The organism is Vibrio sp. CCUG 15886, from assembly GCF_028570825.1.
In the GTDB taxonomy this organism is placed as follows: Bacteria; Pseudomonadota; Gammaproteobacteria; order Enterobacterales; family Vibrionaceae; genus Vibrio; species Vibrio vulnificus_B.
This window is the reverse complement of the sequence record NZ_JAQQBT010000002.1, coordinates 325042-337778: the sequence shown is the minus strand read 5'-3', so window position 1 is coordinate 337778 and position 12737 is coordinate 325042. Positions and strand designations below refer to the sequence as shown.

General features: G+C 46.6%; 16 protein-coding genes. 6 read left to right on the top strand and 10 right to left on the bottom strand.

What is annotated here, in order from left to right:
* Positions 1-142: 142 nt before the first annotated feature.
* The 9 genes from fliS to PQQ36_RS08255 all read right to left on the bottom strand — a co-directional run bounded on the left by fliS (position 143) and on the right by PQQ36_RS08255 (position 9039).
* On the bottom strand, positions 143-553 hold the full coding sequence (gene fliS, locus PQQ36_RS08295; RefSeq protein WP_011079829.1) for a flagellar export chaperone FliS: 411 nt from the start codon (positions 551-553) through the stop codon (positions 143-145).
* 12 nt (positions 554-565) lie between these two features.
* The gene (locus PQQ36_RS08290) at positions 566-868 is read right to left on the bottom strand and encodes a flagellar protein FliT (RefSeq protein ID WP_017790084.1); all 303 of its coding nucleotides are present in this window, start codon (positions 866-868) and stop codon (positions 566-568) included.
* A 6-nt stretch (positions 869-874) separates the two neighbouring features.
* Positions 875-2977 (bottom strand): flagellar filament capping protein FliD, encoded by a 2103-nt coding sequence (gene fliD, locus PQQ36_RS08285; protein WP_273660725.1) that lies wholly within the window; start codon positions 2975-2977, stop codon positions 875-877.
* 20 nt (positions 2978-2997) lie between these two features.
* Positions 2998-3426: a flagellar protein FlaG gene (gene flaG, locus PQQ36_RS08280; protein ID WP_011079826.1), complete on the bottom strand. Its 429-nt coding sequence runs from the start codon at positions 3424-3426 to the stop codon at positions 2998-3000.
* Between the two features lie 70 nt (positions 3427-3496).
* Entirely contained in the window at positions 3497-4627 is a 1131-nt protein-coding gene (locus tag PQQ36_RS08275; RefSeq protein WP_011079825.1) for a flagellin, read from the bottom strand.
* Between the two features lie 262 nt (positions 4628-4889).
* The gene (locus PQQ36_RS08270; protein WP_011150922.1) at positions 4890-6023 is read right to left on the bottom strand and encodes a flagellin; all 1134 of its coding nucleotides are present in this window, start codon (positions 6021-6023) and stop codon (positions 4890-4892) included.
* A 307-nt stretch (positions 6024-6330) separates the two neighbouring features.
* On the bottom strand, positions 6331-7464 hold the full coding sequence (locus PQQ36_RS08265; RefSeq protein WP_273660724.1) for a flagellin: 1134 nt from the start codon (positions 7462-7464) through the stop codon (positions 6331-6333).
* 133 nt (positions 7465-7597) lie between these two features.
* Positions 7598-8500 carry a Dyp-type peroxidase gene (locus PQQ36_RS08260; RefSeq protein ID WP_011079822.1) on the bottom strand — a complete coding sequence of 301 codons (903 nt, stop codon included), beginning with the start codon at positions 8498-8500 and terminating at the stop codon, positions 7598-7600.
* A 62-nt stretch (positions 8501-8562) separates the two neighbouring features.
* A complete protein-coding gene (locus tag PQQ36_RS08255) occupies positions 8563-9039 on the bottom strand; it encodes a DUF2919 domain-containing protein (protein WP_011079821.1) in 477 nt (158 codons plus the stop codon).
* A gap of 102 nt (positions 9040-9141) precedes the next feature.
* On the opposite strand from PQQ36_RS08255, the gene PQQ36_RS08250 reads away from it, so the two are divergent.
* Positions 9142-9504, top strand: a complete 363-nt coding sequence (locus PQQ36_RS08250; protein WP_273660723.1) for a DUF2956 domain-containing protein — start codon at positions 9142-9144, stop codon at positions 9502-9504.
* A 1-nt stretch (position 9505) separates the two neighbouring features.
* Positions 9506-9838, top strand: a complete 333-nt coding sequence (locus tag PQQ36_RS08245) for a DUF4156 domain-containing protein (protein WP_273660722.1) — start codon at positions 9506-9508, stop codon at positions 9836-9838.
* Positions 9839-9858: 20 nt separating this feature from the next.
* Here PQQ36_RS08245 and PQQ36_RS08240 read toward each other — a convergent pair whose 3' ends face one another.
* Positions 9859-10146, bottom strand: coding sequence for a winged helix-turn-helix domain-containing protein (locus PQQ36_RS08240; RefSeq protein WP_011079818.1), 288 nt, complete (start codon positions 10144-10146; stop codon positions 9859-9861).
* A gap of 204 nt (positions 10147-10350) precedes the next feature.
* Here PQQ36_RS08240 and PQQ36_RS08235 point away from each other — a divergent pair, with 204 nt between their 5' ends.
* From PQQ36_RS08235 to PQQ36_RS08220, 4 genes are read left to right on the top strand one after another with little or no spacing between them, the layout of a single operon-like run.
* Complete coding sequence (locus tag PQQ36_RS08235; RefSeq protein ID WP_273660721.1) at positions 10351-10698, top strand: ArsC family reductase; 348 nt, start codon at positions 10351-10353, stop codon at positions 10696-10698.
* A 16-nt stretch (positions 10699-10714) separates the two neighbouring features.
* Positions 10715-11848, top strand: a complete 1134-nt coding sequence (dapE, locus tag PQQ36_RS08230; protein ID WP_011079816.1) for a succinyl-diaminopimelate desuccinylase — start codon at positions 10715-10717, stop codon at positions 11846-11848.
* A complete protein-coding gene (locus PQQ36_RS08225; protein WP_011150930.1) occupies positions 11845-12546 on the top strand; it encodes a M15 family metallopeptidase in 702 nt (233 codons plus the stop codon). Before dapE ends, PQQ36_RS08225 begins: the two co-directional genes overlap by 4 nt.
* Positions 12531-12737, top strand: coding sequence for a DUF2897 family protein (locus PQQ36_RS08220; RefSeq protein WP_011079814.1), 207 nt, complete (start codon positions 12531-12533; stop codon positions 12735-12737). The genes PQQ36_RS08225 and PQQ36_RS08220 overlap by 16 nt, the downstream gene beginning before the upstream one ends.

Sequence of the window (12737 nt, the reverse complement as noted above, 5' to 3'; positions counted from 1 at the left end):
CAATTAACGATAGACAAAACAGGAAAATCAGCAACAAAAAAAGCCATCAGGGCTACTAATGGCTTCTATTTTATTTGAATAAAAAAATAAGGCAACCAAGCAATTAGGAGGTGTGAGCTCGGTAGAAAGAATGGATATCGAATTACATTCCAATATCCGCAGCCGTGAGATTGTGGTACTCGTTTGGAATTTGGTCCCAAGCCGATTTGATCTCACGGATGATGTCGATCACATCGTCGATCATTTGTGGGTCATTTTTGTGATTTGCCCCTGAGATCTGTGTGATCATGAATTCGTAAAGCTGATCGAGGTTACGTGCAATATCACCACCGTCATCCATTGAGAGACAGCTACGCAGTGCAATGATGATGTCCAATGCTTTGCCAAGACGCTCACCTTTCACTGGAATGTTACCCGCTTGCATCGCTGCTTTGCCTTGAATCAGACGCTCGATCGCCCCTGCCATCAGCATTTGAATGACTTTATGCGGCGACGCAGCACTGAGTTGGCTATCCACTGACACTTTTTTATAAGCCTGTAATGAACCGCGCATAGTATTCCTCTTTTACGTAAACTTCTTATATTGTTGGAGCGAACGCTGACCATGCCTCAATTTTTGTAGTTGAAGGCCAACTAAACTGGTCTGAGATTGCATTCGTTCAAATAATGCTTTTGTCCGAGTGAGCATCAATTGCCACTCTTCCTCATGCTTTAACTGTGGATTATCCACCAGCATTTGCAGAAGGTTTTGCAATAACTGTTCCCTGTTATCGACCAAACGCACCAATTCTTCAGCATTTATTTCGTTTTTTTCTAATTCCTGAGAAATTAGCTGATCGAGATCACGCAATTCAGAAAGTTGAGTCATGCGTTATTATCCCAGAGCGTTCATCAATGCGCCTAATTGCCCCTGCATTTTACTGGTTGCGTCTTGCATTGCAGTAAATTTCGAGTGAGTGCGCTGTTCTAAACTGCCCATGCGGCGATCCAATGCCGCTTGCTCATCAACCAATCGGTAATTTTGCTCCGATAAACTTTTCTCACGAGTACGAATAGAACCGGTCACGCCTGTGATACCGTGAATGGCATCTTCGACACGTTTAGCGAACCCCGTGTTTCCACCAAAGAACTCTTCCAAACGATTGAAATTGTTATTCAACTGACGATCAAGCATGTCGTAGTTGATTTCCAACGTACCTTGACGAGTGGTGGTGATACCAAATTCTGTTAGCGACTTGAGGTTTTCTGGCGCTTTCTCTATTCGAGTCGAGAAAACACTCTTTAAACGAGAGTCGGCATTTCTTACCGTGCTGTCCCCGGCTAGCGGCCCTTTTTGACCGGTCGTAGGATCGACACCCGACAACGCTTTCGACGTCTGATAAAACTGATTATAGGCCGCTACAAACGTTTCGATGTCATCACGGACACTCTGTCTATCATACTCCACCCCGATTTCTGCTGGGGCTTTGTTTTTAGGTGTCACTCCTTTGAGAGCGAGATCAACCCCTTCAATGGCGTCTTCGATAATGTTGTTGTTACTCGATAACTGAGCAACACCATCCAATACCACCATCGCATCTTGCCCTTGCTGAACTTCCGTCATACCGCTGTAGGTATCAAACGATTCCTGAGCTTGTTTTAGTTGCTCATTCGCTTGATCAATGCGCTCTAAGCGTTCACGCTCTTGCGGCTCCAACTTCGCGCGCTGAATTTGCTTCGCTTGCTCTTCGGTCAACTCACCTTTAGCCACTTTTTCATCCAACGCGGCTTTTTCTTGTGCCAGTTCTTCTTCTATCTTGGCCTTTTCTTGCGCGAGTTCTTGCTCAATTCGCGCTTGCTCAGCTTCGAATTTGGCTTGCGCTTCTTTGACGGTTTCATAGGAGTCAGTCAAGGTGCCGGATGCTGTATTCGTCCATCCAGGTACGTCTGGTGCTTTTTCAATGGCCGCTTCATCAAGTTCAAGCTCAGGTCGGTGATAAGAATCCAACAAAGTACCGGACGCGGTTTCCGTCCATCCGCCAATGCTGTCTTGCGGCATTAAACCTGCGGTTTGACGCGCTTCATCAATCGCTTGCTGGCCAGCTTGAGCAGCCGACGCACCAAAACTAGAAATAGGCTCGTCCTCGGAAAGTGGGGATTGTTCACTTTCATCGGATAGCTTGGTATCACTGGTTAGTTGAGGCTCGTCACCCTCACTTTGAGGTGCCACCTCAATAGGATTGCCCTGTTCGTCGACCTGCGGCTCTGCCTCTTCTGACACCATGTCACCGTCAGTGGCGGCAGCTTCTTTCGGTTTGCTTTCGCTGATCACTTCTTCGGCAGCAAGACGGGCTTGTTCGAGTGCTTTAACGCGGTCTTCGAGGGTTTTGTATTCGAGTTTTTTGAGCGGATTGCCTCGTTCGGCATCCACATGAATTCGGATTTGATTTTCTTTGCCTGAAACCGTCGAGGCGACGATAAGGCGGGGGCCTTCGACATCATTGATGATGGAGGCACGTACTCCGAGGTTTTTGCTTGCCCCGTTTATGCCTCTCACGACGTCAACCAGTTTTGAATCTGCGCTGACGTTGACATCGAACGATTTATCACCAAGCGAAATCTGCAGCTTGCCCGGGCCAAACTTGTCATCTTCGGCTAATACATCCGAAGCAACCTTATGGCTCTGTGCAAGCTGCAACACATCGATGGCATACTTACCTGCAATGGCATCGGTAGTTGCAGTGGCTGAGACGACACTATCGTCAGTCGTATCGACTTTTCGCACCGCGAAAGCCTTCTCCTGACGAAAGTTCGCCATCAGATTTTTCATCGTATCCAGCGATTCTCTGAGCCGACCATAGGCGCTGATGCTGCTATCAATCCTAGCCCGCTCATTGTCTATGCGTTGCTGCTTTGGTACGCGCTCCGCATCGACAACTTTGCTGACCATGGAGTTGATATCCATGCCACCAGACATCCCCAAAGGGCCTAAACTCATCAAATCACCTCAATAACGACTTACACTTTGTCTACCAGCAAACCAGAGCTGGTAGCTTGCGCGGCTAAGCGTCTAAATACGTCCAGCATATCTTCATCTGGGATTTGACGTATGATGTCGCCTGTTTTGGCTTCATAAATCGTCACTACGTCTCTCCCAGACTCTTCGTCTACTCTAAAAGATAACCCTTTATTGATGGAAGAGATAAATTCATTCATCTTTTCCACCATTCTCAGTTTCTCTTCTCTGTTGAGCTCTTGACGAGCTTGCGCCATTTTTACTGCCGCTTCAACAGTCAGATTCACGTCGTTCTTTTTCACCGTTTCCGATGAAGGGTTGCCTTTTTCGACCGATACACTGGGCACGCCACCGCTTTTTTCATAAGCAACTTTTGTGCCACTTTGCAAGCCGTAAGGCTGGATGTTCGATGTGTAGGATGGTATTTCCATAACAATCTCCCTTCCACCTCTATGAGCTATGAGTAGTAAACTACCGTACAGCTAAGCTCACGCCGCTGTATTAGCCCAACAAGCTAAGAGCTGCAGATGGTGACTGCTTCGCCTGCGCCAGGATAGAAGTACTCGCCTGCTGCAGAATTTGCGTCTTAGTCATCTGAGTCGTTTCTTTCGCGTAGTCGGTATCCTTGATACGGCTGCTCGAAGCGTTTACGTTCTCATTGATGTTGCTTAGGTTGCTGATTGCATGGTTGAAACGGTTTTGGAATGCACCTAGAGAGGCACGTTCACTGTCTACCGATTTCAATGCGCCATCTATGATCGCTACTGCTTCTTGAGAGCCTGCAACCGTCGTGACATCAATGTTGCTCACGTTGGTTTTGGTGCCATCACCAATGTTCAACTCAGACGCTAGACCACCACCGAATTCCACTTCACCTTCTACACGTTGGTTAGAAGCGAATAGCTGCAGTTTGCCGCCTTCACCGACCGACGCTTTCACATCATCGTTTTGACCGTTAATGTAAGTCGCCAGTTCTTCAAGATCATCACCCGCTTTGGCGTTGACCGTGATCTCTTTTTCTTCACCTTGCTTATTCACATAAGACATTGTGAAGTCAGTGTTGTCGCTTACGCGCCAATCTGCGCCTACGCCTTCTTCAGATTTGTAGCTCAAGCCACCCATCGCGTCTGTATCTGAACGAAGGTTACCCATAGAAAGCATCACAGCTTCACCAGAGTCAGCACCGATTTGGAAAGACTGAGAACCGTACGTACCGTTAAGGAGTTTGTTACCACCAAAAGAGGTTGTCTCTGCGATACGGTTAAGTTCTTGGTTCAACGCTGACACTTCTTCTTGAATCGCTACGCGCTCAGAACGAGAGTTCGAACCGTTAGACGATTGCAAGGCAAGGTCACGCATACGTTGTAAGATGTTGGTGGTCTCTGTCATTGCACCTTCAGCAGTCTGTGCAATAGAGATACCATCGTTGGCATTTTTAACCGCCATGTCGAGACCACGGCTTTGCGAGTTCAAACGGTTAGAAATTTGTAGACCTGCAGCATCATCTTTCGCGCTATTGATTTTATAGCCCGAAGACAAACGCTCCATTGATTTTTGTTGACCTTCAGCGGCCTGGTTTAGGTAACGCTGTGCGGTCATTGCTGACACGTTAGTGTTTACATTGATAGCCATAAATGATCTCCTTAGGCTTTTTGCTGATGCACCATCGTGTCTCTCACCTCACTTTGGTACATCTCATTTCTCTCAGTCCTTTAACGGCCACCAAAAGAATACCTTTAGGAGAATTTTTCGTTTTTTTTAATATTTCTTTGGTTGGGTTAAAAAGTGTGACTTCTCCCTAAATAATAGCGCATAAAAAAAGCCTGACCGAAGTCAGGCTTTACTCGCTCATCTCTCACCACGAGCCAATGAGGTTTCTGTCTGGTTAAGGCGATTAGCCTAGTAGACTTAGCGCTGAGTTTGGCGCTTGTTTCGCTTGCGCAAGAATGGAACTTGATGCTTGCGATAGAATTTGTGTCTTGGTCAACTGAGTCGTTTCTTTCGCGAAGTCGGTATCTTTGATTCGGCTCTTCGACGCGTTCACGTTTTCGTTGATGTTATCCAAGTTGCTGATTGCATGGTTGAAACGGTTCTGGAATGCACCCAGCTCTGCACGGTGGCTGTCTACGTATTTCAGTGCCGCATCCACAATCGCTACCGACTCTTGCGCACCTTGTACGGTTGTCACGTCAATCGTGTCTACCGTGACGTTTTTGCCTTCGCCTAGGCCAAGTTCACCAGCTAGGCTACCTGAGAAACTAATTTCACCTTGAACTTTGTTGTTACCAGCAAAGATCTGTAGCTTGCCGCCTTCACCCACTGACGCTTTTACAAGGTCAGTTTGACCGTTGATGTACGTCGCTAGCTCTTCGATGTCATCACCCGCTTTCGCGTTGATTTCGATCTCTTGCTCGTTACCAAAGCTGTCTGTCAGTGCAATCGTCAAGTCGTTGTCGCCTGCGGCCACATTCCAGTTCTTGTCTTTGCCTTCTTCAGCTTGGTAGCTCACGCCGCCCATCATCACGTTGTCAGAGCGCATGTCTTTGAGTGACAGCATGACCGCTTCACCGTTATCCGCACCAATTTGCATTGCTTTCGTGCCGTAAGTGCCGTTGAGCAGCTTGTTACCACCAAAAGACGTGGTTTCTGCGATACGGTTTAGCTCGTCGTTCAATGCTGTCACTTCTTCTTGAATCGCCACGCGCTCTGATTTTGAGTTTGAGCCGTTCGCTGATTGTAGAGATAGGTCACGCATACGTTGTAGGATGTTGGTGGTCTCGTTCATCGCACCTTCTGCGGTTTGTGCGATTGAGATACCGTCGTTGGCGTTACGTACCGCAACGTCTAGACCGCGACTTTGTACGTTCAAGCGGTTAGAGATTTGCAGACCGGCTGCGTCATCTTTTGCACTGTTGATTTTGAAACCTGAAGACAGACGCTCCATCGAAGTTTGTTGTGCGCTGTTTGCGTTATTCAGGTAACGCTGTGCTGTCATTGCTGCTACGTTTGTATTTACATTCACTGCCATGATGAATTCTCCAATTGATTTTCCGATATTACGGTTTCCGACGTCTCGGAAAACCAAGTAGTTCTCTCAAAGTTATTTCTATTAACGGCTCGGTTTGGAAATTCTTTAGGAAAAAAATGCGATTTTTTTGAAAAAAGTTTGTTTGAAGGGGTTTTCGTGATTAAAGCGGTAAAAAGTATAAAAACATCAAAAATAGGACTAAAGATTTGAATGGTACTGTCGATAAGAGCTGTTCACTTTTTTCCAGCCCACTCCTACTCACTTGCTCTCTTTTATATCGCAAGCTCTGTGCCAGTCACTCCGGCGCTTATCCCAGCAAGGTCAACGCGAGATTCGGCCCTTTTTTCGCCTGCGCCAAAATAGAAGTACTGACTTGCTGTAGGATCTGTTGTTTGACCATGCGCGTGGTTTCCTTCGCATAATCTGTATCTTGAATTCGACTGTTTGATGTCGCCAAGTTTTCGTGGATGTTGTCGAGGTTATTAATCGCATGGCTGAAGCGGTTTTGATATGCCCCTAGCTCAGCACGATGACTATCGACGTATTTCATCGCGGTATCAAGGACAGCCACTGCTTGTTGAGCGCCACCGACAGAAGTAATGTCGATATTATCCACCGCATCGTAACCTTTTAGTTGCAAACCTAGTTCACTGGCTAAGTCTCCTGAAAACGATAACGTTCCTGAGGTTTCTTCGCCGGCCATAAACAACTGTAGCTGACCTTCTTCATTCACCGATGCCGTGACTTTGTCAGTCTGACCATTAATGTAGGTCGCAAGCTCTTCGATATCATCGCCGGCTTTCGCACTAATTTGGATCGTTTCCGTTTCACCAAAACGATTTGTGAATGACATGCTAAGCGCATTCGCCCCCTCTTTTACTTGCCAATCAGAACGGGCACGTTCGTTTGCAATGTAACTGAAGCCACCCATATCAATACCATCACTGCGCATCGACTTCAGTTGCACTTGTACCGCTTCACCTGACGCTGCCCCTATCTGAAAGGCAGCCGAGCCAAAGGAACCATTGAGCAATTTACGCCCACCGAACGAGGTGGTTTCTGCGATACGGTTCAACTCGTCATTTAACGCGGTCATTTCTTCTTGTAAGGCAATTCTTTCAGCATGGCTATTGGAACCATTGGCGGATTGCAATGAAAGATCACGCATCCTTTGGAGGATATTAGTGGTTTCATTCATTGCCCCTTCCGCAGTCTGCATAATGGAGATGCCATCATTGGCATTTCGCACCGCGATATCTAAACCACGCATTTGCGACTGAAGACGATTCGAAATTTGCAGCCCTGCCGCATCGTCTTTTGCACTATTAATACGCTTCCCTGAAGACAAACGCTCCAAGGATTGATTCAGCATGTCGGTTGCACTGGTCAAATGACGCTGTGCGACAAGTGCTGCCACATTGGTATTAACGGTGATCGCCACAAATATTGGTCCTGAAATTAAGGCTTTGGATACTTATCGACCAAAACAGTCAAAGGTTTAGCGCTATTTTTAACTAGGGCAAATAAAAAAGCCCTTCACATATTAGGAAGGGCTTTCAAAAATAGCGGACAGATTATTTTACGGCTAATGCACTCAGCATCTCTTTCGATGGCGCGAAGAAATACGCACCGGTAACTGCTTTGGTGAAACGCAACAATTGGTCTGTTTTACCATCAGTGACACCATACATGCTCTCAAGCATCGCTTTGAAATTGTGCAATGTGTGGCAGTAGGCGATAAACAGCAAGCCATGCGAACCAGTCACACTGCCATACGGTAAGCTGTGACGAACAATCTTAAGCCCTTTGCCTTCTTCTTTAATGTCCACTCGACCAACGTGTGAAGCAGCAGGGACATCGTCCAGCTCAATAGAATCCGGTTTGGTACGGCCAATCACTTTCTCCTGAGCAGACACATTCAATCGATTCCAAGCAGGTAGGTTGTGCTCAAATCGCTGAACCATAACATAGCTGCCACCAGCAAATTCACCGTCTGGGATCAACGCCACTTCCGCGCGTTTTTCTGCTTTCGGATTTTCAGTGCCATCAACAAACATGGTCATATCGCGCGAATCAAGATAACGATACCCGTAGGTTTCATCGACGACAGTAATATCTTCTGCAACCTCTGACAGCAGTTTACGCAGCAAGTAGAAATGCAGGTCATGACGTTTGGAATGACAATGCAGTAACACATCCACATCCGTTGAAGGCGCAACAATCTCCCCTTCACCCAATACAGGGAAATCGATCAGCTCCGCTGGCATCGCCATATCCAATTGCTGCCAAAACGACTTGCTAAACGCAATAGAAAGCGTCAACTCTGCATCAGGCTGAGATTGATTGAGCTCTTCAACCAATGCTGGCAGTGATTGTAATTGAGCCAATACCTTTGCTGGATTGTGATTGATTTTAAGCAAAGTGTATAACGCGAATGGGCCCGCTTCTGGCAGAATCGCCGTTTGAGCAAGTGACATAATAAACTCCTCTTTTTTGCCCCCAGTGTAGGGCGAAACTGACGGATAATTATTGATAATCGTCAGTTAAGGTTGTCGTCTGTGGGTAAATTAGGGACATGAAAACAATCTTTTACCCACTGACTATTGAATACGTAAATACCAAACCAAAGTAGTATTAATAGGGTTAACCCATTGGTCCAGCTAAACTCGCCATGTTCCAGATAAACATGGTAGGTCGTCTGCACAATTTGCCCTAACACCAAACATAAGGTGAAACCCCGTCCATAATTGGTCAGTTTATCAATCCATTGGCGGCCGGGCTTTCTCAATCCCATAATCCACATCAGCAAAACACTTGGAATGCCAATCAGAAGACCTAAATAGAGGGTATGGTTATCAGGGTAAACAATTTGCAAGATCTTGCCGCCACTCTCGCGGCTTGCCCCTGCACCAGCAAAAACGACCCAAGCTCGGGCTAAAAAAAACCAACCAAACCAAAGCAACAAAGGCGCTTTGAGATAACCTTGGTTGTCATAATGATCTATCGAATATCGCAAAATCTAAATCTTAATCAATGGGACTCGCGACACTTTAACGCAAATGATTCAATTAGTAACCCGCAAAGGTTAGACTAATGCCATCTCTTTTACAGCAGACTTATGATGATGAAACACAACGCAATCACACCGTCACCAGAATCTCAGCAAGAAGCACTCAAAATCGCTAGAGCAACACAAAAGCCTGGGCAAACCAAAGAACAAACCAAACTGATCGCACAAGGCATTGAGAAAGGCATCGCGCTTTATAAAAAGCAGCAAAAAGAGAAGCATCGTCAAGCGGACAAAATGCGTAAGAAGCAATTACGCGATAAAAGCAAAGAGCAACAGAGCTCGATTGAAGACGAAATATTCGACACTCAAGCAACGACCCCAATACCAAGCCAATTTGTACATATACTTCCTTGGGGGCTGCTGATTGTTAGCTGGTTGGGATTTATTGTTTACGCCATGATGAGGAAATAATATGAAAAACATCGACTTACTGTTACTTGCTAGCCTGTTTTTAGCCGGGTGTACCACCCCAACCCATCTGCCACTTTCCGGCTCACAAGCAATCGAAATCCGCATTGATGATCAGTTTAATCCTAAACATTGTCAGTATCTTGGCACGGTGACAGGAAATGAAGGTCATTGGTATAGCTATCTCTTCTTCAGCAATGACACCATGATGCAGGGAGCGGTGAATGATTTGAAAAACAATGCCAAAGAATTAGATGCAGACACCATCTTCGTCATTGCGCCGCAGGCGTTTGTCACCTCTTTTAGCTTGCTTGGCACCGCGTATCGCTGCCAATAAAAAAGCCAGCGAATGCTGGCTTACGCACGAAATCCAAGGCTGCTGGCGATATCTTTCTCACGTTCCATAACCCATTGGCTATCAAATGGTCCCCAGTCTGACAGTTGGTAATAACCATCATTATGACGTCGGCCATCTTGAACAAACATAAGTTCGATTCCAATCCCCGGCAGCGCCTTCAGTACATCTTGAATAGTACGACGAGGCCACCCCGTTTTTTCGATTAACTTAGGCACATTTGGCCTTTCAAGGTTCTCCACCAATAAGGCCAAATACAGCCGCCTTGCGAAAACAGGACTCAATTCCATTGACACCTCCTAAACTTGTGCTAACTCATTATTTCTTTTTTTCTCAGTCTTTTGTTGAGGTTGATCAATAACTCTCCAATCCCCTTAGCGAAAGTGTGAGTTTTTTTGAACTTCAAAATATTCCTGACGATATTTTGTGTGTTCTGTCGCTTCTTGATAGGATGCAAAACACAACAAAAAGAATTAGCCCAAAAGGAAAAACACATGACCATTACCATGTATGGCATTCCTAACTGCGACACCATTAAGAAAGCCCAAAAATGGCTAGAAGAGGCAGGCGTTGCTTACGAATTTCATGATTATCGTAAGCAAGGTATTAACGCGGAACTGGTGAGTGAGTTTTGTCAGCAATTGACTTGGGAGCAAGTGCTTAATAAGCGCGGCACCACCTTCCGTCAGTTGACTGACGAGCAAAAAGAGTCGCTCAATGAGACAACCGCCGTTGATTTGCTAGTCGCACACCCTGCGATGATCAAACGCCCAATTTTGCGAGTCAATGACCAGCTACACGTTGGCTTTAAAGCAGAACAGTATTCAAAAATTTTCAATTAATGAAGGATTATCAAGGATGACAGACAGCCCAGTACTGGCTCTAACCAAAGATCTCATCAGTCGCCAGTCGGTAACCCCCGAAGACGCCGGTTGCCAAGATGTCATGATAGCGCGCCTAGAGGCTCTTGGTTTTACCATTGAGCGCATGGTGTTTGAAGATACCACCAACTTTTGGGCTCGCCGTGGCACACAAGCGCCACTCTTCGCCTTTGCAGGCCACACTGACGTGGTGCCCGCTGGAAAATTAGAGCATTGGCACACACCGCCTTTTGAACCGACCGAAAAAGAAGGCTATTTGTATGGCCGAGGGGCAGCGGATATGAAAGGCTCATTGGCAGCAATGATCGTCGCGACGGAGCGTTTTATCGCAGAACATCCCGATCATCAGGGTTCTATCGGTTTCCTGATCACCTCAGATGAGGAAGGCCCGTTTATCAATGGCACGGTTCGCGTTGTGGAAACGTTAATGGCGCGCGATGAAAACATCGACATGTGTATTGTCGGCGAGCCATCAAGCACCGAAGTCGTTGGTGATGTAGTAAAAAATGGTCGTCGTGGTTCGATCACTGGCGACTTGACCGTCAAAGGAACTCAAGGCCATGTGGCTTACCCTCATCTTGCGGACAACCCAGTGCACAAATCGCTTTTGGCAATCCACGCCCTAGCGACCACTGAGTGGGACAAGGGTAATGAATACTTCCCGCCAACCAGCTTCCAGATCCCGAACGTACAAGCGGGTACGGGTGCGTCCAATGTTATCCCAGGTGAGTTCCACGTTCAGTTCAATTTGCGCTTTAGTACCGAGCTTTGCAACGAGCGAATTGTGGAACGAGTGACTCAAACACTCGACCAACATGACCTCAATTACGATCTCAAATGGACATACAACGGCGACCCATTCTTGACGGATACTGGTGCCTTACTCGATGCCGTGGTGGATGCCGTCGATAGCGTCAACCAAACCAAACCAGCATTGCTTACTACCGGTGGCACATCTGACGGACGCTTTATCGCACGAATGGGTGGACAAGTAGTTGAGCTCGGACCGGTGAACGCCACCATCCATAAAGTGAACGAGTGCGTGAAGATCGATGACTTAGAAAAACTCACCGATATGTACCAGAAAACATTGGAAAACTTATTGGCATGAACACCATTGAGCAGCTGACTGGCAGCGAAACATCTCATTTAGAACACGTTTTAGTGGGGGAAAAATGGTTTTGGCTCCACCCTGAGGTGAAAAATGATCTTTTCGCTCTGCTAGAAGCGGCTCAAACCGCTGGTTTTAAAATGGAAATTGCCAGCGGTTTTCGTGATTTTCAACGCCAAAAGGCCATTTGGAATGGTAAGTTTTCCGCTGCAACTCCGATCCTCGATCACCATTCGCAGCCCATGGATAAAAGCTCGCTCAGTGACAGCGAAAAAATGTGGGCCATCCTCCGCTGGTCCGCTTTACCTGGCGCCAGCCGCCATCACTGGGGGTGCGATTTTGATGTCTTTGCGCGCAATCTACTGCCCGAAAACGAATCGCTCAAATTGGAACCTTGGGAATATCTCTCTGGACACCAGCAAGCGTTCCATATCTGGCTAAAAGGGAACTTGTCCCGCTTTGGGTTTTTCTTTCCCTATGCGGAAGACTTAGGAGGCGTGGCTGCAGAGCCTTGGCATATCAGCCATCTAGCAACATCTCAGCAATGCCTAACCCTGTTAACACCAGAGAAACTCCGCCAACAATTGGAACTTCATCCCATTGACGGGCAGGAACAAGTGCTCTCTAATCTTACTCTGATCTACAATCAATTTATCGCCAACATTTGTACACCGGAGGCTGTATGCAAGAAATCTTAACCAATCCTTGGGTCATCAGCTTTGTGGTACTCAGTGTCATCGTTGGTAACATCGCGGCACTAAAATACACCGCCAAAATGAAAATAGGCCAAGTGGATAAACTGAAAGACAAAAGCGATCTTGATAAGCTCAACGAGCTTGATCAAAAAAAGCAGCAATCTGCCCACAACGATGATGAGCTTTCAAGATAG

Bases quoted from the DNA above. Each gene is read 5' to 3' on its own strand.
- PQQ36_RS08270 (WP_011150922.1), bottom strand. From the start codon at position 6,023: ATGGCAGTGAATGTAAATACAAACGTAGCAGCAATGACAGCACAGCGT.
- PQQ36_RS08275 (WP_011079825.1), bottom strand. From the start codon at position 4,627: ATGGCTATCAATGTAAACACTAACGTGTCAGCAATGACCGCACAGCGT.
- dapE (WP_011079816.1), top strand. From the start codon at position 10,715: ATGACAGACAGCCCAGTACTGGCTCTAACCAAAGATCTCATCAGTCGC.
- fliS (WP_011079829.1), bottom strand. From the start codon at position 553: ATGCGCGGTTCATTACAGGCTTATAAAAAAGTGTCAGTGGATAGCCAA.
- PQQ36_RS08235 (WP_273660721.1), top strand. From the start codon at position 10,351: ATGACCATTACCATGTATGGCATTCCTAACTGCGACACCATTAAGAAA.
- PQQ36_RS08240 (WP_011079818.1), bottom strand. From the start codon at position 10,146: ATGGAATTGAGTCCTGTTTTCGCAAGGCGGCTGTATTTGGCCTTATTG.
- PQQ36_RS08225 (WP_011150930.1), top strand. From the start codon at position 11,845: ATGAACACCATTGAGCAGCTGACTGGCAGCGAAACATCTCATTTAGAA.
- flaG (WP_011079826.1), bottom strand. From the start codon at position 3,426: ATGGAAATACCATCCTACACATCGAACATCCAGCCTTACGGCTTGCAA.
- PQQ36_RS08245 (WP_273660722.1), top strand. From the start codon at position 9,506: ATGAAAAACATCGACTTACTGTTACTTGCTAGCCTGTTTTTAGCCGGG.
- PQQ36_RS08220 (WP_011079814.1), top strand. From the start codon at position 12,531: ATGCAAGAAATCTTAACCAATCCTTGGGTCATCAGCTTTGTGGTACTC.
- PQQ36_RS08290 (WP_017790084.1), bottom strand. From the start codon at position 868: ATGACTCAACTTTCTGAATTGCGTGATCTCGATCAGCTAATTTCTCAG.
- fliD (WP_273660725.1), bottom strand. From the start codon at position 2,977: ATGAGTTTAGGCCCTTTGGGGATGTCTGGTGGCATGGATATCAACTCC.
- PQQ36_RS08250 (WP_273660723.1), top strand. From the start codon at position 9,142: ATGATGATGAAACACAACGCAATCACACCGTCACCAGAATCTCAGCAA.
- PQQ36_RS08260 (WP_011079822.1), bottom strand. From the start codon at position 8,500: ATGTCACTTGCTCAAACGGCGATTCTGCCAGAAGCGGGCCCATTCGCG.